General features: G+C 70.7%; 19 protein-coding genes and 1 CRISPR repeat array. Of the genes, 6 read left to right on the top strand and 13 right to left on the bottom strand.

Annotated elements, in window-relative coordinates:
- Positions 1 to 72: 72 nt before the first annotated feature.
- The 4 genes from ACFXHB_RS11715 to ACFXHB_RS11700 form a co-directional block, all read right to left on the bottom strand.
- Positions 73 to 1,638: a GH1 family beta-glucosidase gene (locus ACFXHB_RS11715; protein ID WP_380573813.1), complete on the bottom strand. Its 1,566-nt coding sequence runs from the start codon at positions 1,636 to 1,638 to the stop codon at positions 73 to 75.
- A 49-nt stretch (positions 1,639 to 1,687) separates the two neighbouring features.
- The gene (locus ACFXHB_RS11710; RefSeq protein WP_380573812.1) at positions 1,688 to 2,632 is read right to left on the bottom strand and encodes a carbohydrate ABC transporter permease; all 945 of its coding nucleotides are present in this window, start codon (positions 2,630 to 2,632) and stop codon (positions 1,688 to 1,690) included.
- A 1-nt stretch (position 2,633) separates the two neighbouring features.
- Positions 2,634 to 3,665: a carbohydrate ABC transporter permease gene (locus ACFXHB_RS11705; RefSeq protein WP_380573811.1), complete on the bottom strand. Its 1,032-nt coding sequence runs from the start codon at positions 3,663 to 3,665 to the stop codon at positions 2,634 to 2,636.
- Between the two features lie 83 nt (positions 3,666 to 3,748).
- Positions 3,749 to 5,086: an ABC transporter substrate-binding protein gene (locus tag ACFXHB_RS11700; protein ID WP_380573810.1), complete on the bottom strand. Its 1,338-nt coding sequence runs from the start codon at positions 5,084 to 5,086 to the stop codon at positions 3,749 to 3,751.
- A gap of 577 nt (positions 5,087 to 5,663) precedes the next feature.
- On the opposite strand from ACFXHB_RS11700, the gene ACFXHB_RS11695 reads away from it, so the two are divergent.
- Positions 5,664 to 6,725, top strand: coding sequence for a LacI family DNA-binding transcriptional regulator (locus ACFXHB_RS11695; protein WP_380573807.1), 1,062 nt, complete (start codon positions 5,664 to 5,666; stop codon positions 6,723 to 6,725).
- 173 nt (positions 6,726 to 6,898) lie between these two features.
- Here ACFXHB_RS11695 and ACFXHB_RS11690 read toward each other — a convergent pair whose 3' ends face one another.
- The 5 genes from ACFXHB_RS11690 to ACFXHB_RS11670 form a co-directional block, all read right to left on the bottom strand.
- Complete coding sequence (locus tag ACFXHB_RS11690) at positions 6,899 to 8,905, bottom strand: glycoside hydrolase family 6 protein (RefSeq protein WP_380573806.1); 2,007 nt, start codon at positions 8,903 to 8,905, stop codon at positions 6,899 to 6,901.
- Between the two features lie 966 nt (positions 8,906 to 9,871).
- A CRISPR array of direct repeats spans positions 9,872 to 11,310; the repeat unit is 29 nt; unit sequence CTGCTCCCCGCGCCAGCGGGGATGGTCCC.
- 202 nt (positions 11,311 to 11,512) lie between these two features.
- Positions 11,513 to 11,869, bottom strand: coding sequence for a beta/gamma crystallin domain-containing protein (locus ACFXHB_RS11685; RefSeq protein WP_380573805.1), 357 nt, complete (start codon positions 11,867 to 11,869; stop codon positions 11,513 to 11,515).
- A 1,166-nt stretch (positions 11,870 to 13,035) separates the two neighbouring features.
- Positions 13,036 to 13,278, bottom strand: a complete 243-nt coding sequence (locus ACFXHB_RS11680; protein WP_380573804.1) for a hypothetical protein — start codon at positions 13,276 to 13,278, stop codon at positions 13,036 to 13,038.
- Positions 13,279 to 13,447: 169 nt separating this feature from the next.
- Positions 13,448 to 13,882: a hypothetical protein gene (locus tag ACFXHB_RS11675; protein WP_380573803.1), complete on the bottom strand. Its 435-nt coding sequence runs from the start codon at positions 13,880 to 13,882 to the stop codon at positions 13,448 to 13,450.
- A 2-nt stretch (positions 13,883 to 13,884) separates the two neighbouring features.
- Positions 13,885 to 14,283, bottom strand: coding sequence for a hypothetical protein (locus ACFXHB_RS11670; protein WP_380573802.1), 399 nt, complete (start codon positions 14,281 to 14,283; stop codon positions 13,885 to 13,887).
- A gap of 768 nt (positions 14,284 to 15,051) precedes the next feature.
- On the opposite strand from ACFXHB_RS11670, the gene ACFXHB_RS11665 reads away from it, so the two are divergent.
- Genes ACFXHB_RS11665 through ACFXHB_RS11655 form a run of 3 tightly spaced genes read left to right on the top strand, consistent with a single transcriptional unit; the run spans position 15,052 to position 17,656 of the window.
- Positions 15,052 to 15,795 (top strand): ATP-binding cassette domain-containing protein, encoded by a 744-nt coding sequence (locus tag ACFXHB_RS11665; protein ID WP_380573801.1) that lies wholly within the window; start codon positions 15,052 to 15,054, stop codon positions 15,793 to 15,795.
- Between the two features lie 2 nt (positions 15,796 to 15,797).
- A complete protein-coding gene (locus ACFXHB_RS11660; RefSeq protein WP_380573800.1) occupies positions 15,798 to 17,057 on the top strand; it encodes a hypothetical protein in 1,260 nt (419 codons plus the stop codon).
- Positions 17,054 to 17,656: a hypothetical protein gene (locus ACFXHB_RS11655; RefSeq protein WP_380573799.1), complete on the top strand. Its 603-nt coding sequence runs from the start codon at positions 17,054 to 17,056 to the stop codon at positions 17,654 to 17,656. Before ACFXHB_RS11660 ends, ACFXHB_RS11655 begins: the two co-directional genes overlap by 4 nt.
- A gap of 387 nt (positions 17,657 to 18,043) precedes the next feature.
- On the opposite strand, the gene ACFXHB_RS11650 is transcribed toward ACFXHB_RS11655, so the two are convergent.
- Together ACFXHB_RS11650 and ACFXHB_RS11645 are read right to left on the bottom strand one after the other, a co-directional pair.
- Positions 18,044 to 18,256: a hypothetical protein gene (locus tag ACFXHB_RS11650; protein ID WP_380573798.1), complete on the bottom strand. Its 213-nt coding sequence runs from the start codon at positions 18,254 to 18,256 to the stop codon at positions 18,044 to 18,046.
- A gap of 134 nt (positions 18,257 to 18,390) precedes the next feature.
- Positions 18,391 to 18,537, bottom strand: coding sequence for a hypothetical protein (locus ACFXHB_RS11645; protein WP_380573797.1), 147 nt, complete (start codon positions 18,535 to 18,537; stop codon positions 18,391 to 18,393).
- Between the two features lie 178 nt (positions 18,538 to 18,715).
- Between ACFXHB_RS11645 and ACFXHB_RS11640 the strand changes: the two genes are divergently transcribed.
- A complete protein-coding gene (locus tag ACFXHB_RS11640) occupies positions 18,716 to 19,105 on the top strand; it encodes a hypothetical protein (protein ID WP_380573796.1) in 390 nt (129 codons plus the stop codon).
- Between the two features lie 60 nt (positions 19,106 to 19,165).
- Complete coding sequence (locus ACFXHB_RS11635; RefSeq protein ID WP_380573795.1) at positions 19,166 to 19,435, top strand: VanZ family protein; 270 nt, start codon at positions 19,166 to 19,168, stop codon at positions 19,433 to 19,435.
- 74 nt (positions 19,436 to 19,509) lie between these two features.
- Here the strand turns inward: ACFXHB_RS11635 and ACFXHB_RS11630 are convergent, their stop codons facing one another.
- On the bottom strand, positions 19,510 to 20,016 hold the full coding sequence (locus tag ACFXHB_RS11630; protein ID WP_380573793.1) for a hypothetical protein: 507 nt from the start codon (positions 20,014 to 20,016) through the stop codon (positions 19,510 to 19,512).
- Between the two features lie 150 nt (positions 20,017 to 20,166).
- Complete coding sequence (locus tag ACFXHB_RS11625; RefSeq protein WP_380573792.1) at positions 20,167 to 21,279, bottom strand: EcsC family protein; 1,113 nt, start codon at positions 21,277 to 21,279, stop codon at positions 20,167 to 20,169.
- Between the last annotated feature and the right edge of the window lie 231 nt (positions 21,280 to 21,510).

Genomic DNA, 21,510 nt, shown 5'->3' with positions numbered 1-21,510 from the left:
AACCCGGCCACCGGGCCGGTGGGGGCGGTGTGCGCCGCCCCGGCGTCGACTGAGCGGCGGGTGGGCCGGGCCTCAGTCGACGCCGCCCCGGCGGATCACCTCGGCGTACCAGTGGGCGCTGGCCTTCGGGGTGCGGGCGAGCGTGTCGTAGTCCACGTGGACGGCGCCGAAGCGCTTGGCGTACCCGTAGGCCCACTCGAAGTTGTCCAGCAGCGACCAGAGGTAGTAGCCGCGGACGTCGGCACCGGCCTCGATGGCGTGGTGGACGGCTGCGAGGTGGGCCCGCAGGTAGGCGATCCGCCGGGGATCGTCGACGCTGCCGTCGGGGCCGACCACGTCCTCGAAGGCGGCGCCGTTCTCGGTGACGAGCAGCGGCAGCCCGTGCTCCCGGTGCAGCGAGGTTAGCAGATCGGTCAGGCCCGTCGGGTCGATCGGCCACCCCATCGCGGTGAGTTCGCCGGGCGCGCGGTGGAAGGCGACCTCGTCGGCGCCGGGCCAGGGGGAGTGCGGGCTCTCGCCGTGGCCGTCGTGGCGGGTCGCCCCCTCGGTCTCCCGGGTGGCCGACACGACCGTGGGTGTGTAGTAGTTCAGCCCGAGCAGGTCGATCGGACGGGAGATCTCGGCGAGGTCGCCGTCCTGCACCAGGGCCTCCCAGTCGACGAGATGGGCGGTGTCGGCGAGCAGGTCCTCCGGGTAGGCGCCGGCGAACAGCGGACCGGTGAAGATCCGGTTACCCACCGCGTCGATCCGGCGGGCCGCCGCCAGGTCGTCGGGGTGGCCGCTGAGGGGGCGGACGGCGTGCAGGTTGAGGGAGACGGCGATCTCGGCGGTGGCCGGGAGCGCCGCACGCAGGGCGCCGACGGCGAGACCGTGGCCGAGGTTGAGGTGATGGGCGGCCCGGAGCGCGTCGCCGGGGTCGGTGCGGCCGGGCGCGTGCACGCCGGAGCCGTAGCCCAGGAAGGCGCTGCACCAGGGCTCGTTGAGGGTGACCCAGGTGTCGATCCGGTCACCCAGGGCCTGCGCCGCGAGCGAGGCGTACTCGGCGAAGCGTGCGGCGTTGTCGCGTGCGGGCCAGCCGCCGATGTCCTCCAGGTGCTGCGGGAGGTCCCAGTGGTAGAGGGTGGCGACCGGCCGGATGCCGTGCTCCCGGAGCTCGTCGGCCAGGGCGCGGTAGAAGTCCAGACCGCTTTCGAGGGCGGGGCCGCTGCCGGTGGGCTGGACGCGGGGCCAGGAGAGCGAGAACCGGTAGGAGGTGAGGCCGAGCCGGGCCATCAGCCGGACGTCCTCGCGGAACCGGTGGAAGTGGTCGACCGCCAGATCGCCGGTCTGGCCGCCGGCGGTCCGGCCCGGGGTGTGGCTGAAGGTGTCCCAGATCGACGCCGTGCGGCCGCCCTCGTGGACGGCGCCCTCGATCTGGTAGGCGGCGGTGGCGGCGCCCCAGCGGAAGGCGGATGGGAAGGCGTGGGCGGGGGCGGGGGGTTCGGCGGTGGTGCGGGTGGTGGTGCGTGCGGTGGTGGCTGTGCGGTCGGTCGGTGCCGTCGCGGCGGCGGTGCGGGTGTCGGAGGGGCTGGTCGCGGCGGCGGTGCGGGTGTCGGAGGGGCTGGTCGCGGTGCGGGCGGGCGGCACGATGGAGGTCATGGCGTGATGCTCCCGGGAGATGATGGGTGGGGTGGACGGGCGGCGCGGCTCAACTCTTGACGGCGCCGGCGGTGATGCCCCCGACGATGTGCCGGCCCAGGACGGCGAAGAGCAGCAACAGCGGCAGCGTGCCGACCAGGGCGCCGGTCATGATGACGGCCTGGTTGACCTCGTAGGCGCTGCCGCCGCCGATGGCGGACAGGGCGACCTGGACGGTCGGGTTCTGCTGGGTCAGCACCACGAACGGCCAGAAGAAGTCGTTCCAGGACTGCACGAAGACGAGCATCCCCAACACGGCCATCGCGGGCCGGGCCACCGGCAGCACGACGTGCCAGACGATCCGCAGGCTGTGGGCGCCGTCCACCCGGGCCGCCTCGATCAGCTCGACCGGCAGCGCCTCGGCGAGGTACTGCCGCATGAAGAACACCCCGAAGGCGGCCACCAGGGAGGGGAGCACGACGGCCTTCAGCTGGTTGCCCCAGCCGAGTTCGGTGATGATCCGGTACAGCGGGATGACACTGAGCTGCGGGGGAATGGTCATGGTGGCGACGACGACGGTCAGCAACGCGCCCCGGCCGCGGAACGCCAGCTTGGCGAAGGCGAAGCCGGCCAGGGTCGAGAACGCGACGGTGCTCAGCGCGACGCAGCCCGCCACGACCGTGGAGTTGAGCAGCGCCCGGCCGAGGTCGGCCTGCTCCCAGGCGGTGGCGATGTTGGACCACAGCGATCCGCCGGGGAGGAGCGGCGGCGGTGCCTGGGCCACCCGCTCCCCGGTGGAGGAGGCGGCGACGAAGGTCCAGTACAGCGGGAACAGCGAGAGTACGGCGGCGGCGATCAGGACCGCGTAGGTCAGCGGCCCGGCCTTGTCCTGCTCCCCGGCGCCGGGAAGCAGCCGGCGCCGGGCGGTCCGGAGCGCCCCGCCGAGGCGGCCGGGTGGTTGCCGGGCAGGACGGGACGGCTGAGCAGCCGGCGCGGGGTCGACGGTGACGGCCATGTCAGCTCCCCTGCTTGGCACGGTTGCGGCGGGCTGTCAGCAGCTGCACGGCGCCGATCAGCAGCAGGATCAGCAGCATCGTCCAGGCGACCGCGGCCGCCCGGCCCAACTGGCGGCTCGGCCAGCCGAGTTCGTACATGTAGAGACCGAGCGTCTGGAACTGGTGGGCCGAGCCGCCGCTGACCCCGACGCCGCCGCCGAACAGCAGCGGCTCACCGAAGAGTTGGGTGGCCCCGATGGTCGAGACGATCACGGTGAAGAGGATGGTGGGGCGGATCGACGGCACGGTGATCCGGGTGAACTGCTGGCGGCGGGAGGCACCGTCCAGGGCGGCGGCCTCGTAGAGGTCCTTCGGGACGGCCTGCATCGCGGCCAGGTAGATCAGTGTGTTGTAGCCCGTCCAGCGCCAGGTGACGATGGTGGAGACGGCGATCTGCGCGGGCCAGGTGTCGGCGTACCAGTCCGTCCGGCCGATGCCCATCAGTGAGAGCACCCAGTTCACCAACCCGTAGTCAGGGTTGAACAGTTGGACGAACACCAGGGTCGCCGCCGCGATCGAGGTGGCGTACGGCGCCAGGATCGCCACCCGCAGGAAGCCCCGGCCGCGCAGGCGGTAGTTGAGCAGATGCGCCAGACCGAGCGCCATCAGCAGCTGCGGGACGGTGGAGAGCACCCCGATGGTGACGGTGTTGAGCAGGGCGGTACGGAACTGCTCCGTCCCCCAGAGGCGGGTGTAGTTGCCCAGTCCGCGCCACTCCATCACGCCCGGGTCGAGCAGGTCCACCCGGTGCAGGGACAGCCAACCGGTCCACAGCAGGGGGAACAGGCCGAAGGCCGCGAAGCAGAGGAAGAAGGGCGCGATGTACGCGTAGGGGGAGGCCTTGAGGTCGAGACGGTGCAGCCGCGAGCGCCAGGCCGGGCGTGGTGGTGCGGCGTCGCGGCGGGTCGGGGGCGTCGGTTCGACGTCTCGGCGGGTCGGGGGCGTCGGCGGTGGCGGGCCGCTGTCGCCGCTGGGCCGGTGGGTGGTGGCCACGGGAAGTCCTTCCGGGAGTGACTGGCCGGGCCGGTCCGGACCCTGGGCGGGTCCGGAGCCGGGACGGCCGGACGGGGTGGGGCTCAGCCGTTGACCTTGTCGTCGATCAGCTTGGTGACGTTGGCCCAGGCCTTGGCCGGGTCGGTGCCGTGCTGCTCGATGTCGAGGATCCCGTTGTCCGTGATGGCGGTCTTGACCGTCCCGTCGTGTTCGCCGATCGGTGCCGTCGCGATGTTCTGCGCGGTGGCGGCGAAGATCCGACCGGTCGGTGTGCTGCCGAAGTAGTCCAAGGTGGCGTTCTGGACGGCGGGTTGGGCGAGCGCCGCGGTGGTCGAGGGCAGGTTGCCGACCTTGGCGAACACCTTGGCCTGCTGCTCGGGCGCGGTCAGCCAGGCCGCCAGGGCGGCGGCCTCCTTCTGGTGCCTGCCGGCCTTGGGCACGGTCAGGAAGGCGCCGCCCCAGTTGGAGGCCACCGGTGCCTGCGCGATGTCCCACTTGCCGCGCCCGGAATCACCGGAGTACTTGCTGATGATGCCGGTCATCCAGGAGGGGCAGACCACGGTGGCGAACTTGGCGTTGGTGAAAGCGGTGTTCCAGTCGTCCTGGAACTGCCGCAGCCCGGCGCTGATCCCGGCACGCGACGCGTCCACGGCGGTCGTCCAGGCCTTCTTCACACCGGGGCTGTCGCGGTAGACGAGCTTGCCGGCGGCGTCCGAGTACTGCTGGGCCTCCGCGGAGAGCGCCGCGTTGAACAGGCCGCTCGCCGAGTCGGTGAAGAAGGTGCCGGCCGGGGCCTTCGCCTGGTACTGCTTCCCGGCCTCGACGAACCTCGTCCAGTCCCCGTTCCACAGCTTGCCGACGGCCTCACGGTCGGTGGGCAGGCCGGCCTGCTCGAAGAGGTCCTTGCGGTAGCAGACGGCCATCGGGCCGATGTCCGTACCCAGACCGATCAGGGCGCCCTTGCCGGTGGTGGCCTGCTTGGCCTTCCACGGCAGCCAGGCGTCGGCCCGCACGCCCGCCACCTTGGAGAGGTCGGTGAACTTGTCGCCGAGCGTGCCGGTGGCTTGCGCGATGTAGCCGACCTCGACGGCCTGGATGTCGTTGAGGCCGCTGCCGGACGCCAGGTGGGTGGCCAGGGCGTCCCAGTACTTCTGGCCGTCCTGGACGGTCTCGTACCGGATGGTGATCTCCGGGTGGGCGGCCATGTACTCGTCGTAGAGGCCGGCCTCGCGGTAGCCGAAGGTCCCGAAGTCACCTACCGAGAGCGTGATTTTGCCGCCCGCGGCAGCCGAACCGGCGGCTGATCCGGCGGCCGGGTCGGTGCCCGAACCGCCGGCACAGGCGGTGAGCAGGAGGGCGGAGAGGGTCAGGGCGGTGGTGACGGGGACGGCCCGGTGGCGTGCGTGGGTGGTGGGACGCATGGGGGTTCTCCTCGGTGCCTTGGTGTGGTCGGTGCGCTGGGCTTCGGTGTCCGGATGACGCGGCGGCCGGTGTTCCGGTGTCCGGTGGTGGGGTGTTCCGGTGTTGTGGTGTCCTGGCGGTACTTGGCGGTACTTGGTGGGTCTGCTGGAGCTCGGGCCCGTTGACGGTCGGGGTTGGTGGGAGCCCGCAGTGCCCCGTTTCGCTGGCTCTGTGGATGTCTTGACGGTCAGTCATCGGGTGGGGCGACCGGGCCTCGGGACCGTTCAGGTCCGCGGCGGGCGTCGGATGGCGGCCCCGGTCGCGGCGGGCCGCCAAGGTGAACGCCCTTCGTGGGAGCGCTCCCAAATACACTAGGGGAAGGTTGCTGGGTGATCGGGCCGAGTGTCAAGGCGGATCGCGCCATCCGTTGCGCGAACGTGTCCTGTGGCCGATGGCCCGCCGGGGCGGGCGTCGGGCGTCGTGCCCGGGTGCCCGCGTACCCGCGTCGTGTCGCGGGTGTCACGGTGGAGGAGGATGGTCCCCTGGGCGCCGCCCTGCGCGGCGGTCCCGGGCGGCGAGGTCTTGGAGAGGTGGACGATGGGACAGGCGGCGAGTGGGACGGCCGGCACGTCGGGCGGTGGCCCGCGGGGCTCGGCACGGCCGACCCTGGAGGAGGTGGCGGCCCTCGCGGGCGTGGGCCGGGGCACGGTCTCCCGGGTGGTCAACGGTTCGCCACGGGTGAGCGACAAAGCCCGTGCGGCCGTCCAGGCGGCGATCGCCGAGCTCGGCTACGTGCCGAACCGGGCCGCGCGCTCGCTGGTCACCTCCCGGACCGATGCCGTCGCCCTGGTCGTCCCGGAGGCGGAGACCAGGCTCTTCTCCGAGCCCTACTTCTCCGACATCATCAGCGGCGTCGCGGCCGAACTCAGCGAGACCGAGATGCAGTTGCTGCTGATCCTGGTCCGCAACCAGCGCGAGCGGGACCGGTTGGCCGCCTACCTGGCGGCCCAGCGGGTGGACGGCGTGCTGCTCGTCGCGGTGCACCGCGACGACCCGCTGCCCGGGCTGCTGGAGAGCCTGGAGATCCCCTCCGTCCTGGCCGGCCGGCGCAGTGACCACGAGGTCCTCAGCTATGTCCACGCCGACAACGCGGGCGGCGCCAGGATGGCCGTCCGGCACCTGCTGCGGCGCGGCTGCGCCCGGATCGCCACCATCACCGGCCCGCCGGACATGGAGGTGGCGCTGGCGAGACTGGAGGGCTACCGGCGCGCCCTGGAGGAGGCCGGGCGGACCTACGAGGAGGACCTCGTGGGGCCGGCCGACTTCACCGAGGAGGGCGGGCGGCAGGCGATGCGGGCCCTGCTGGAGCGGCGGCCCGACCTTGACGCGGTGTTCTGCGCCTCGGACGTGATGGCCGCCGGGGCCATGCAGGTGCTCCGCGCCGCCGGTCGGCGGGTGCCGGACCAGGTCGCGGTGATCGGCTTCGACGACTCGATCGTCGCCCGGCACACCGAGCCGCCGATGACCAGTGTCCGGCAGCCGATCGAGGAGATGGGGCGGACGATGGCCCGGCTCCTTCTGGAGGAGATCGCCGGACGGCACCGGGGCAGCCGTCAGGTGGTGCTGGCGACGGAGCTGGTGGTACGCGACTCCGCCTGATGCCGACTGTGCGTCAGGACGTGTGCGGGGGAGGCGCCTTGAACGCCGTCGTCGGTGTCGGCTCCGCAGTCGGTGTCGGCTCCGCCGTGGTGTCTTCCCCGCACTTGGCGTCGACCCCGCACTTGGTGTCGACCCCGCCGTCGTGGCGGGGCCGACACCGGTCGGCCGGGGCGTCAGCTCGCGGTGCAGCTCAGCGTCGGCGCGGCGTTGCTTCCGGAGTAGCCGGCGCCGAACCCGAAGCCGGTGCTCGCGCCCGCCGCCAGGGCGCCGTTGTACGGGGCGTTGGCGACGCTCACGCCGGTGCCGGACTGGGTGAGGACGCCGTTCCACAGGTTGGTGATCTGCTGGGTGCCACCCCAGGTCCAGGTGACCTTCCAGCCCGTGGCGGCGACGGTGCCCGTGTTGGTGACGGTGACATCGGCGTTGAAGCCGGCGCCCCAGTCGCTGCTGATCCGGTAGGTCGCGGTGCAGCCGGTGGTCCCGCCACCGTTGCCGGTGGCCGTCGTGACGGTGAGGACCGCCGAGGCCGCCGAGGAGTTGCCCGCCGCGTCACGCGCCGCCACGGTGTAGCCGTACGCGGTCGAGGCGGTCAGCCCGCTGTCGGTGTAGGAGGTGGCGCCGGCGCCCGAGGTCGAGCCGACCAGCGTGCCGTTGCGGCGGACGTCGTACCCGGTGACCCCGACGTCGTCGGTCGAGGCCGTCCACGCCAGCGAGACGGTGGCGGCCGTGGCACCGGTGGAGCGGAGCCCGGCCGGGGTGCTCGGCGGCGTGGTGTCACCGGTGCCGCCACCGGTCACCGGGGGGTAGGCGTTCTTCAGCAACTCCTGGAACTGGGCGGAGAACCAGGAGCCGGCCAGCGGTGCGTTCGGCAGCGCGCCGGAGAGGTGGAAGTTGTTGCGGGCGTTGCCGGTGTACGTCGGGTCGCACATCCGGTCGAAGCCCTTCCCCTCGTCGTTGGGGACGAGCCGGCTGGCGCCGTCCGACTCGCCCGGGGGCTTCACCCAGACGTAGGCGTCGATGCCCGGTTCGGGTGCGGTTCGCGGGCGCTCGCCGAGGCCGGCCCCGGACTGGTTGCACCAGTTGCCGGTCTGGAACCGGCGGTCGGTCCGACCACCGTCCACGTAGCTGTCCACGCTGGTCCGGGCGCCGGGGCCGGTCGGGCGGGCCGCGCCGCCCCAGCCGTTGCGCGAGGTGTCGATCAGCATGCCGATGGCCGGGTCGAAGCCCGCGGCCACGGCCTTCTGCCGGAAGGCCTGGGCGTAGGAGAGCTCGTCGACGTAGCGGTTCCAGTCCACCCAGGCGCTCTGGCGCACCGAGGCGCCGTTCACCGAGTCGTCCACCGTGTAGTACGGCTCCTTCAGGGCCGAGTAGTTGGCGGTGTTCACGATGAAGCCGTGCACGTTGGCGGTGGTGGAGCCGGCGGCCGTCGCGGCCTGGCGGAGCACATCGACGGCGGGGCCGAGGTTGGAGTCCCAGCCGAGCCAGCCGTGGTGGCCGGCGTCGACGTAGTTGTAGACGTTCGGGACGGCGCCCAGCTTGGCCAGCGCGTAGCCGACGCCGTTGACGTAGTTGCCGTTGGCCTTCATGGTGTCGCACTGCGGTGTGGCGGTGGCGGTGCCGCCCGCGTTGGTCACCAGGTTCGGCAGCGAGTCGATCTCGACGGTGGTGACGATCCGCAGGCCGGCGTAGGCGGGGTCGGCCAGCGCGGCGGCGATCGGGTCGATGAACTCGGTCCGGTAGCGGCCGATCTCGGTCGGGCCGAGCTCGCCGTTGGAGGCGAGGGCGGCGCAGTCGCGGCCGGGCAGGTCGTAGACGACGAGCTGGACCACGAAGGGCTTGCCCGCCGCCTGTCGGACGGCGTTGTCCAGATGTCCGCGCAGCCCCAGGTGCCCCGGGGTGCCGTTGACGGCGGCGATGCGGTCGAGCCAGACAGCGGTGGGCTGGCCGGCCACGGCGCTGCCGCCGGGCTCGGCGGCGGCGTTCGCGGCCCACTCGGGGTTCACGTAGACGCCCGCGCCGGCGTAGGGGTTGTCGACGCGGGCGGCGGCCTGTGCGGGGGCGGCGGTGGCGACGGGCAGCAGCGCGGCGGCGCCGAGCGCCGCGACCGCGGCGAGGGCGCGCAGCCGGTGGAGCAGGGGCCTGCGGCGGGGGCGCCCGCTGCTGTGGTGGCCGGAAGGCATGGGGGAGTCCTTTCGGGTGGGGGACCCAGGGGGGTGTATCGGTGGCCCATGAAGTACGTGGGATCGCTCCCATATCTCATCGAGTGCGGCCGTCGTACGGCTTCCCCGGTGGGCGATCGCAGTGGCCGAATGAAGCCGCTGATTGCATCAATTCGACTGCTGTGAAGGTGAGATGATGGTGAGCCTCGGGCTCTCCGCTATCAACCCATGAACGCTCGGAGGCGTCAAGGCGTTGGGCGCACATCTGTGGGAGCGCTCCCGTGGATGGTGTGGTGGTCACCGGGGGCGGTCGTCGTTCGAGGGTGACCGGGCGTGGGGCCGAGGCCTGAGCGAGTCACGAACGCCGCCTGAACGGGGCGGCCCGGTCGTCTGGTTGGCCGTTCAATCGGTCGGACTCGCTCCGAGGAGTTGACCCAGGTGGCGGGTGCCCGCCCGTCGCAGCGCTCGCACCGATCATGCCGCCGGCGGACGGTGCGGACGCACAGGTCAGCAGCTGACGTCCGACGGCGGCGCCAGGGAAGCCGGACCCCAGTACTGCCGGACCCGCGCGCCATCGTCCCGGCGACCGCCGGACGGGCCCGCGCCACTGACACCAGTGCCCGGCGTCTTCTTCAACTCCTGGAGACGGTGCACCCGCTGCGCGAGGGCACGGACCGGGCCGGCCCCCGCGCCTCGGGGGTGATCCCTGGGGGGCGGCGCGCTGGTCGCCGCCCTGACTCTCCGTGCCCGCCGGGACGACCCGCAGGGGGGAGGGTGGGTCCCTGCAGGTGATTCGATCGGCTGCCTGCCGAAGGGACTGGCTATTGTCAGCGACGGGATGGATGATCGACGATAGTGCCCGGTCGCGCTCCAGCGATTGCCAAGGCCGCACCCGAGAGAGGAACGGCAACTATGCCTTGTTTGTCCGAATCGGTGGAAGTGGCTGAGTTTCACCCCGCAGCCGGCTAAAGCCCCAGGTCACGCAGACTGCTCCCCGCGCCAGCGGGGATGGTCCCTCGACCTGCTGGTCCTGGAGCTGCGCGAGGAGCTGCTCCCCGCGCCAGCGGGGATGGTCCCCGCGGCCGGGGTGTGCTGGTGTGTCGTCATGTCTGCTCCCCGCGCCAGCGGGGATGGTCCCCTCCACCGCAAGCTCCGCAAGATGGCCGCCCACTGCTCCCCGCGCCAGCGGGGATGGTCCCCGCGAGGCCCGCCGCGCCGAGAAGCAGGCCACCTGCTCCCCGCGCCAGCGGGGATGGTCCCTCGGCGTTCCAGGGCAACCCGGCGATCGGGGACTGCTCCCCGCGCCAGCGGGGATGGTCCCAACAACAACCACAACAACCCCGAATCGTGGTCCTGCTCCCCGCGCCAGCGGGGATGGTCCCACCTGCGACCCGTCCCCGCCGCGCATGCCTCCCTGCTCCCCGCGCCAGCGGGGATGGTCCTCGGTTCACGTGCTTCCTCCGGGGCGGGGGATGCTGCTCCCCGCGCCAGCGGGGATGGTCCCGCCTTGTATGGCTCGTGGACCGTCGAAGATCCCTGCTCCCCGCTCCCCGCGCCAGCGGGGATGGTCCCTGGGCCGAGTCGAAGGACAATCCCCCAGGGAGCTGCTCCCCGCGCCAGCGGGGATGGTCCCCATCCAGACCGGCCTGCTGGTCGACCCCGACCCTGCTCCCCGCGCCAGCGGGGATGGTCCCGACGTCCCGACCAGCGGCGGGGGCGATCTGGCCTGCTCCCCGCGCCAGCGGGGATGGTCCCGACGGTGCCACCACCCGTCTTGCCCGTGGTGTCTGCTCCCCGCGCCAGCGGGGATGGTCCCATCGACCAGCTGAGGAGCTGGCCGCGCGGTGGCTGCTCCCCGCGCCAGCGGGGATGGTCCCGTTGCCGCACTGGAACGCCAGATCGCGGCCCTCTGCTCCCCGCGCCAGCGGGGATGGTCCCCTGCCGTCGACGAGAGTGTCGGCGGCCGCCAGCTGCTCCCCGCGCCAGCGGGGATGGTCCCGCGGTCCGCGTGCCCCCACGTCGCCATGAACTCTGCTCCCCGCGCCAGCGGGGATGGTCCCGACTTCGACCGCTTGTAGAACTAGAGTGCGAGCTGCTCCCCGCGCCAGCGGGGATGGTCCCCGGCTCGCGAGCGCATCGGTCAGCACGGCACCCTGTTCCCCGCGCCAGCGGGGATGGTCCGAAGCCCGCCTCGGCGAGGTGCTCGGCGAGCAGCTGCTCCCCGCGCCAGCGGGGATGGTCCCGACAAGCCGATCAGTATCTCGACCATGTACCACTGCTCCCCGCGCCAGCGGGGATGGTCCTTCGCTGGCATCTCCATCGCCGCAGGGTTGCTGCTGCTCCCCGCGCCAGCGGTGGTGGTCCCCGCAGACGATCTCTGTGCTCGGCGATGAACCGCTGTTCCCCGCGCCAGCGGGATGGTCCTATCGGCATCATCCCGGGATCGGCCGGCGGACAGTTGCAGCATCACAGGCCGGTGCCGGCCATGCCCGGAGGGCGTGGCCGGCACCGATGAGCCGGGGCGGAGGGAATTCACGTCACAGAAGATGCGACGGCGACCCAAGTGGCGCGGAGACCTGAGGTGATGAGGCCGGGCGAATTCCGTTTTGGGGCCGCTCCGCCGGTTCTTCAGAGGATCCGGATGGAGTCCACCTTCGGCGGGTGGTTCGGGAACGAGATGTCGGTCCAGCGATTGATCCTCACCGAGTCGCCGTTGGCGTCGGAGTAGACCAGGTCGTTGTTCCCCGTGGAGATCCGGTCGACCCACCACCCGCCGAAGCCGATCGACCCGCCGTTCGCGTAGCAGTCGACGCTGTCACGGCCGTCGAGGTGCGACCAGATCTTCAGGAAGTCATTGCGGCTCCCGTCGCACGCGACGTGGTCGATGGCGAAGGCATTGCCGGACGGCACGGCCACGGTGAGCGCGGCCGCCGAAGCGAAGGCCACGGCCATCGAGCCCACGACCTTCCTCGCGTTCGAGAACATAGATCCTCCCCAGTCGAATGAAATGACAAATCGGAGTCTGCTGTGCAACGAGTTTCTGTTGCATCGTGCTCGATCAGTATTCAGACCGTTTTCCTGAGGGTCAATCGAACACGCTCTGGCCCAGCGTGTTCTCGGTCATTTCCATCCGGGATTTTCGCAAGGCGTGGGGTGCGTTGTTCTGGGGTGAACCAGGGGTTCCGGGGCCGGGTGGCTGGGGCTTCGACCGGGGGTCACCTGCCGACCGCTCTGACGTGGGGTGACGGCGGGAACTCCGAACACGCCCGACCGGTGCTCGGGGGCACGTGGCCGGGAGAGGGGGTGCGGCTGGCGAAGGGGAGCCTTGCCTGTTACACGCCAGGCCGGTCGTGCGGGGTGCGGGACGGTTGGTCGGTCTCGACCTCGATGACCGGTCAGGGCCGCAAGATGTGGTTCCGCTGGAGCGACGAGCCGTCCGAGGACGTGCAGGACGATCGCGAGGCGGTGGGAAGGCCTTGAGGGCGGGCCTCACCTCGCGTCGTCTCCGCAGGAGCGGGAAGAAGGTGGCGTTCGAAGGAGCGGTCCGGGGTCTTTGGTGGAGTCCAGAGACCCCGGCTATTGCTTGGTGTGCCAACTCCGACCTCTCCAGGAGCGGGCGGCAGGGTTGTCCTTGGTGATGTGTCCTTCTCTCCAGGCCTGCTCGTAGATCCTTCGATGGGGTCCCTCACGGGGTCGTCCATCGGTTCATGGTGCTGGGGCGCGGGGTAACCGAGGCGGCGGCCGACCCCGCCGGCGCGGAGAGGACCTGCCCATGACATCGAGGACCAGGGTCTTGCCGGCCGCCTGGTCGCACATTCCTCCGAGGGTCGAGTCGGGCGCCGACGGGCTCGGCAGGCGATCAACATGCAGGTGTGCGGTGACAGCCGCGATGTCGTGGCCCGGGCCAAGGCGGGCGTGCCGTGGACTTCCGCTTTCGCGGATCTGGATCCGGCACTGTTCCCGATGCTCTCGGCCCTGACACCGTATGGGGATGCGGTCTTCAATCATCGGCAGGTGCCACGGCTGCTGGCGGAACTCGACCGGCTCCCGGCCGCTTGTGGCGGTGACTGGGTCGCGCAGGCCGGCGAGTTGTGTCCGTCGTCGCTCAAGGAACGCGCCGGTACCTGTGGTTCGTCGGCGACTGACCACGGTCAGTCGACCGTCGGCTCCCTTGCCGCCGTCGGCTGTTGGCCCAGGGCCCGCCGGGCGGCAGTGGCGCTCTGGACGGACTGGGCCTCGTCCAGAGTGCACGACATCCCGACGGGCTTGCCGACCACGATGTGCTCCAGGACGGAGACCAGGTCGTCGTCGGCGAAATGCCCCGCCGCGGCGCCCTGTCCGAAGGCCTTGGCCGGCCCTGTCGCGGCCCAGCACGCTGGCGAGCGCGACGGCACGGGCCGTCTTGGCGCGGATGCGGACCGCGCCAGCCCGAATATCCCCGTAGACCTCGGGGGTGATGTCTACGCTGCTGGGCTCGGCTGGGTCCGTGCGAGCGGGAGCGTGCTGGGCGAAGGCAAGTGCCTTCGCCCAGCGCGCTGGCTGGTGACGTCAGGGCTGGTGTGATCAATAGGCGGTGTAGACGGAGTCGACGCTCAGCGGGAAGTCACCCTTGAAGATGAAGTAGTACTGGCCCTTGTCGGTGCGCTCACCCCAGTTCACGGTGCTGCACTGGTTGCCGCGGCCGCCGTAGCTGGTGTCGGGGGACCAGGAGATGTCCCGGTCCAGCTCGATCTCCGCTGTGCCGCCTCGGTTGAACCAGTCCGTCGAGCCGTTGTGGTAGCAGCCGCTGAAGCTGACGGTGGTCCAGTTTCCGTCGGCGTGGTTGTCGGTCCACCGGCGGGACTCGCTGTTGTAGGTCCAGTTGCTGATGTAGGAGCTCCAGCCGCCTTCGGCGTTCGCCGGCACCGTTCCGGCGAGTGTGGCCGCCGCGAGTGTTGCCAGGACGACGCCTGCGCGGCGCCGCATGAATCCGGTGAGCTGCATGTCTGTCTTCTCCATGCTCAGTAGGCGGTGTAGACCGAGTCGACGCTCAGCCGGAAGTCGCTCTTGTGGATGAAGTAGTACTGGCCCTTGTCGGTGCGCTCGCCCCAGTCGACGGTGTTGCAGAAGTTGCCGCGGCCGCCGTAGCTGGTGTCGGGGGACCAGGAGATGTCCCGGTCCAGCTCGACGGTGGTGGGGTTGCCTGTGGCGAAGTAGCCCGAGCCGTTGTCCGAGCAGCCGCTGAAGCTGACGCTGGTCCAGTTCCCGTCGGCGTGGTTGTCGGTCCACCGGCGGGACTCGCTGTTGTAGCCCCAGTAGGAGATGTAGGAGCTCCAGCTGCCTTCGGCGTTCGCCGGCACCGTTCCGGCGAGTGTGGCCGCTGCGAGTGTTGCCAGGACGACGCCTGCGCGGCGCCGCATGAATCCAGTGACGTGCACGTCACTCCCCTCTCTCGGAGACTTCGCTCTTTGGCGAAGCCGGCTTCCAGAGATCCCGGATACCGAAAGTATTCACGCACACGTACGAGTCTCAAGCGAATGGATTTCCAGAATCGTTCGATACTTGGCGCGAATTCGGCGAGGGTTGCAAATCGGCCAAGAGCCAGGAAAATGAACGCCAAGTCGATCAATTGCACAGGCTTATTGGAAATTTCTAGAAATCTACCCCAGAGTACAAAAAGTCCCACAGTACCAAATTGGGATGGTATGGGTAGTTTGTGATACTTGCCGATCGGGAGTTTCCGCAAGTCCCTGCAGGGGCCGTGCGCGTGAGGCATGATCGGATCCGAACTCTCGCGACGAACCCCGGCGGCGCCGCACTCAAGAAGGACATCTGTGCAGATCAACGGTAGTGCGACCGCCATCCACCCGATCCGCTCGAGCGCCTGCCTGGACGACCACGGCCTCGCTCGCCGACCAACCCTGCCGGCCGGCCCCGGACGGCACTTGCCGCAAAGTCCTGAGCTGCGCCCCATGACGTCCGCCAGGTTCGTTCCATGGATCTTCGCCGCACGCCCTGACCTGATGCCGCCCCGGCTCGGACATGGCAAATCCACAAGAAGTTCGTTGGCATTTGTGGATCATCGAAGCCATTCAAAAAGTACACAGACTTCTCCAGTCTCGCCATTCGGCCGAATTGATGCGCAGTGCCCCTCTGGCCAGCCGCCTTGCGAAGTGGATCAATAAACAATGCCTGTTCAAGTAACCGAATGCTCCTTCAGCTACCGTCGGGACTCCCACATCCTGAAGGACTTCAGCCTTCGCCTCGAAAAGGGTTGCAGCGTGCTCCTCGGCCCCAACGGCGCCGGCAAGTCGACCCTGTTAGGACTGATCGCCTCCGCACTCCGGCCCGAGACGGGCCGCATCACCCTCGACGGGCTCGACACCCGTACGAGCAAGGACCTCAAGGCGTACCGGCGCAAGGTCGGCTGGCTCCCCCAGCAGGTACGCCCAGTCCCGGGCCTACGGGTCAGGGAGCAGGCAGCCTACGCGGGCTGGCTGAAGGGCATGTCCCGCGCCGAGGCCTGGCAGCGGTCGCAGCGAGCCATCGACAAGGTGGGGCTCTCCACACTCGCTAGCCGGCGCAGCGCCGAACTCTCCGGAGGACAACTGCGCCGCCTGGGCATCGCGCAGACACTCGTCCACGACGCGGAACTGGTCCTCCTGGACGAGCCCACCGCAGGGCTGGACCCGGTGCAGCGCGGCGTCTTCCGCGAACTGATCGCCGAACTGCGCCACCTCACCAGCTTCGTCGTCTCCACCCACCAGACCGAAGACCTGGCCGAGATCTACGACTCGGTCGTCCTGCTCGACCGGGGCCAGGTCCGCCACCAGGGCCCGATCGACTCCTTCCTCGCACTCGCGCCCCGCGACGTCCCTGCGGAACGTCGCGCCGAGGCCGCCTACGCCGGCATCGTCGCCGGGGAGGTCTGACCATGCCCTGGCGCACCGTCATCCGCACCTCCGCGGCCCTGCGTGCCGCACCCATCGCCCTGGTCTGGATCCTTATGTACAGCGGCAAGATGACCGGGTGGATCACCAACGGTTACTGGCCCTCTGTCACCGCCCAGAGCTCCTTCCTGCTGAACTTCACCGCTCCCGCCGTCGCGGCCTGCGGCGCCTGGGAAGGACTCAAGGTCCGCCGCTCCGCCGTCCTCGACACCGCACCCGCCCGCTCCACCACCGCCATCGCCCTGTCCGCGCTGGCCCCGGTCCTCGCACTCGGCGCCCTGTCCGTCCTCGCCGCCCTCGCCGTCTTCATCCCACAGGCAAGCGGCCTCCCGGGCTGGCCCACCCCCACCGTCATCACGGTCGAACTCCTGGTGGTCCTCGCCCACACCACCGTCGGCTACGCGCTCGGCCTCACCCTGCCCCGCCTCCTGGCAGTACCCCTCACCCTCGTTGCCAGCTTCCTCTGGATGGCCTACCCCTCCACCCTCGACGCCTTCTGGGTCCGCCAGCTCAACGGCCGCAACCTCACAGAATGCTGCGCCCTGGACGAGGTCCCCGCCCTCAGGGCGCTGGCAGCTCCGACAGTGGCGGTTCTCGGGCTGCTCGCGGCCGCCTGGATCTGGACGGCGCTGCGCGAAAGGCGTCGGCTGACCGCCGCCGTGACGCTAGTGGTGACCACCGCCGCGGGGGCGTGGATCGCCGGGCCGCTCGGCTACCACGCGGCAAGTGCCCGGCCGGCGAGCGAACAGACCTGCACCACGACCACACCACGGGTGTGCCTGTGGCCCGAGCAGAAGGCCGAAGCTGCGAACATCACCGAGTGGGCGACCCAGGCGCAGCTGCGTCTCCAGGCCGCTGGCCTCACTGACTCCGCCCCAGTGTCCCCGTTCTCCAGCCGGCCCACCCGGGACGAGGTCCAGTCGCTCGTCGCACTCCAGCAGATTCCCAACCGGGCGCCGCAGTGCGCTATGGAACGTGGCGGGCGTTGGCCCGGTGTCGAAGCCGTCGCCCCACTGTCGTCCTGGCTGAAGCTGACCGCCGGAGTCACCCCCCGCACGGTCGAGGGACGTTACCGCGAGCAGGAAGTACGGATTGCCAGCCAGGTCATGGCCCTTCCGCGCGACGAACAGTTGGCCTGGTTCCGGGCCAACGCCGACACGCTGAACCGGTGTGACATCAAACCGGTTCTGGACCCCGCCCAGTACCACCACCCCGGAGCACCATCGTTCGAGGCGACCCGATGATCTGGTGGCTCCGCATCAGGTACGTCCCCGCCGTCGCCGCCGGCCTGCTCGCCTGCATCCTGCTGGGTAGCTCCGCGAACTCGGTGACAGTCCCCATCCCGGTCGTGGTCGGCGGGCTGACGTTCGACTTGCCCATGTCCTCGCTCCTCCCACTGGTCCCCGTCTGCCTGATCCTGGAAGGGCAGGCCCGCGCCGACCGCCTCACCGAACGTGTCGCCGTCCGAGCCGTCAGGCGATGGGACGCGGCCTTCATGGCCCTGTGTGTCCTGACCGGCGTCGTGACCGCCGCTGTCTCGGTCATCGCAGGCGCCGGCACCGCAGCCACCGCTCTGGCCCGCGACTTCAGCGGCTACCTCGGCCTCGCCCTCATCCTCCGGTGGCTCGGCGGCGCGCGTTTGGCCTCCATCGCCACCGCGGTGTTCCCCTTCGCCTGCGTCTCCTTTGGCCTCGTGCACAACCGGCCCAGCATCTGGGCCTGGCCCCTGCACGACGCCACCTCCGCCCCCGCGGCCACCCAGGCTTTGCTCCTCCTCCTCGCGGGCGCCGGTTCGTTGCTGCTCCCGTCGCTGCGCAGAGAGGACAGTCACGACGACGATTGAGTGTTCGAGCTTCAGCGGCGACGGGCTCACGGGGCCGCCCATCGGTCCGGGCCCGGGCGGGAAGTGCGATTCCCGGGTGACGTGGCGGCCCGCGTGGCAGGATCGGAGCAGTGACGTTGAGAGAGGGTTCTGTGGCCCTGAGTCACGATGATGGGTGATGCTGGAGGCCGCCGCCGTCGAGGACTCCGGCCGGCTGACCGGGGCTGTGCCCCTGGCGCGCCGGATCGCGGGGCACGGGACCGTGCGCCGGCTCGTCGGAGCGAACGTGTGCGAGCGCCGGCCAGAGGAGGCTTTGCGCTCCGGTCCGTCGCCAGGTCGTGTTCGTGTGGAGGGCGCGGGCTTGGGCAGTGGCGGACACTGCCCAGGCCAGGAGTGACTGGATCGCCGCTACTTCTCCTCGGCGCTGTCCCCGGTTTCTTCCCTCGTCTGGGCTTCCGCTGCCTTTCGGCGGCGCCGATCCTCCTCCGCCAGCCCGCGGTCCCGGTACTCCTCCGCCTCACGGTGGCGGCGGGCCCGCTCCTCCTCCTGGCGGCGGCGGTCTTCCGACGCCCGCTGCTCCTTGGCGAATGTTGAGCTGACTGTGCCGTCGTCCTTCGTCATGGGGCCTCCCCGATCCGTGAGTCTCGACCACACGTCCGATCACGATTCTCCAGAATCAGCAGGCGACAGCCCCCCGTCCACGGGCAGGCGGGGAAGCACCCCAAGCCGGCCAAGCACCGACCCTGACCGCGCTGTCAGCGATGCTCGCTGCCCACCGCCTTCACGCTGAGGTCGTCCAGCACGATGCGGGGCTGGGTGAGCTTCTGGTCGTCACCGGCAGGCCGTGCGGCGTTGACGACCTCGGTGACCCGCTCGTAGCAGGTGACCGCCAGCGCCCACATCTCCACCTCCTGCCCGGTGCCCGCGCGCGGGGCGGACGTACATCCCGGACGGACAGTGGTGGAACCGACCTTCGACTCGTCAGGCCGACCGCCGCTGCGGCAGCAACCGCTCACGGTGTGAGGGCGGGCGGCCCGGGTACACGACCCTCCCCAACGTAGAAGAGCCGGAGGGGCAGTGATGGCGGAGCACATCATCGGCGCGGGCGTAGGTTGGGGCCGGCGCCGCCGGGACAAGGCGGCCTCCGACGCGGAGGAAGGAAACACCCCGAAGCCGACCGGCACGGCACGCTCCACCACCGGCCACGGCAGGCGGGCCCGTGGCCGGCTGACGAGGGAGGGTCGGGCCGCGGAGAGATGGGCCGGCGCAGCACTGGCCGGAGGAACCGAGAGGGCGGAGGCCCCCATCGACCGCCGACAGGTCAGGACCGCGATCGCCGGGCGCTGGCTCATCCTGAGCGCCGCGTTCCTGGCCTCGGTCGCCTTCGCGGCCGCGCTGGCACGCGTCACCCTCGTCCCCGTTCCCGAAGCGGTCGGCCAGGTCCACAGCAACCTGCGGCCCGGCGACTAGCTGCGCCACTACCTGCTGCACGCCACCACCGTCGACGCCGTCCGGCAGGTGGGCGGGAACGTGCTGCTAGGCCTGCCGTTCGGGCTCCTGCTTCCGGTGCTCTGGCCGAGGGCCCGCGGGCTGTTCCGGGTGCTGCTGCGGACGGCAGCGGTGATGCTCCTGGTGGAGCTGGTCCAGGGCGCCCTGATCACCGGCCGTGCCTTCGACATCGACGACGTCCTGCTCAACACCACCGGCGCGCTCCTCGGCTACCTGCTGCTGGGCCGCCGGCTGGCCCGGACGGTCCAGCGGCGTCCCGGCCGGCGCGCCGACGTGGACCCCGGTCCGTGATGGCGCCGGGCTTTCGGGAAGCCCGCCTGAGGCAGAACGACGCCCAGGAACCCCGTAGACAAGCCTCCGACCACTTAGCGATCCGGCTCGGCAACGTTCCACTCCCGAGGCAGGCCCTCGTCGCAGAGAACACAGACGAAGTCCTCCTCCCGCACGATGCTGAGCTCCCGGCAGGAGCGGCAGCGGCGGAAGACCACCTCGTACGTGAAGCCGGACGGGCGCCGGATCCCCATCCGGTCCAGGGCCTCGGCCACGGCCGGCCATGAGACGACGTCCGGGCAGTAGCCGGTCGACTGGTTGCTGACCTCGTCGATCACCCACCGCCCGGACTCCTCACGGAAGCTCATCTCACCGGCGCTCAAGACCTCTTCGCCGCCGGCGCACACCACATGCTCGCTGCGGCGCGGAGCCAGCCGCAGCACCCCGCCGGCATCGACGACGAACGTGAACGGCTCGGCCAACTCGTCCGGGGTCAGCGCCGAGGCCCACGCGCCGAAGTCCACCGACGAGCGCAAGCTCCGACCCTCACCACCCGCCCGGACGAGCCCCTTCAACTCCGCCGGACCCACATGTCGATACATCCGCCCCCGCGTCCCCACGCCCACCAACCCAGCCCCTCGCGCGGCCAGGACCTGGGGAGTGACGTGGCCACAGCCCGTGTGACCGTCCACACGCCGGGCCGCCGGGGACGAGCCGGGTGCAGGGATCACCCCGCGGGCGCGGGACAACCCTCAGGGAAGGTCGGGTCCGCCTGCCTTGGCGAGTTCAGCGAGGACGCTGATCGGACTGTCAGCCGACTCCACGCCGTCCTCGTCGGTGTCGGGGAACGAACCGCTCTCCTCCTCGTCGCCGAGGTGCGGGTACTTCTCGGTGAGGAAGCGGCGCCGGTAGGCCATGTCAGCGGTGTCGACGATCCGTTCCAGCATGGACCAGTTGAGGGTGCTGCCCACCAGAATCCCGACCCCGGGAACGACCTTGCCGAGGCCCTTCTTGGTAAGGCGTATGCCGAACGCTCTGGCGAACTCCACAGAGACCCTGGTGACCACAGACTCGCTCAGGACATCCCACGCCTTACCTCGCACGAGTGCCTGGGTGAGCCGGGATATGTCGCCCATCGCGGTGACTTTGGCGGAGGTCGACACCGCCGTGCCGGCGTTGACCACAGACATCACGAACAGCTTCTCGGCGGGCGATTCGGGGTCGTAGCCGTAGAACAGCGACACATGGCCGACCACCCGGGACGCCAGCCCGAGGACGATCGCCGCGTCGCCGGCGAGGGCGCCGACGATCATGCCTCCCGAGGGCGCTGCCGCAGCTCCTGCGGAGGCGGCGACGACCAGTTCCCCGCCCGAGATCACCAGCCCCGCCGTCGCTCCCGACAGCGCTGCGGCGGCCGGGTAGTACCAACTGGCCGCGCGCCCCCGCGCCGCGTCGATCTGCTCCAGATCGAGCCGGCGAAGGTCGGCCAGCGACGACACGTCGTGGCCCCGCTTCTGATGGCGCTTCATCACCCGTGCGGGGGTCAGCCCCGCTCGCGAAAGCTGCCCCACCGTCTGCCGAGTGGACTGCACGACCACACCGCTCCAGTCGGGCAGCGCGTCGGTGGCACTGCGCGCGGCGGTACCCGCCTTCTGGGCGCCCTTGGCGACGATCTCCCGTCCGCGTGTCACCGCGGAGCGGGCCCGTGGGAGGCTCTCCAACCTGTTGGCCGCGCGCCTGCCGAGTTTCGCCGCTCCGACGGCCAGTTGCTCGCCGGCCTCGCCCATCCTCCGGGACAGCGGGCGACCCTTGAAACGCTGGATGTCACGCCACGCTGCAAGCTCGTAGTCCGAGGGTTCAGTCACACCGAGATCGTAGGCTCTGCCGCAGGAACCGCGCAGGCGTTGGGAAGGTCCCGGGAATCGGTACGACTACAGGCCCCCTCGGTCTCCGAGGTCGTCTCCGCGGACGCCCACACCGGCTGACCCCCGCGGACGCGCTGAGGGCCCCAGGATCCGGCTGGTGTCGTCGCGGCGGAACGGCTTACCCCCGCCTGCGGGGAGGACCTTCGTGACGGTTCTTGACCCGGCGGACCG

The organism is Kitasatospora sp. NPDC059327 (genome assembly GCF_042752535.1).
In the GTDB taxonomy this organism is placed as follows: Bacteria; Actinomycetota; Actinomycetes; order Streptomycetales; family Streptomycetaceae; genus Kitasatospora.
This window is presented reverse-complemented; position numbering and strand designations above follow the sequence as displayed.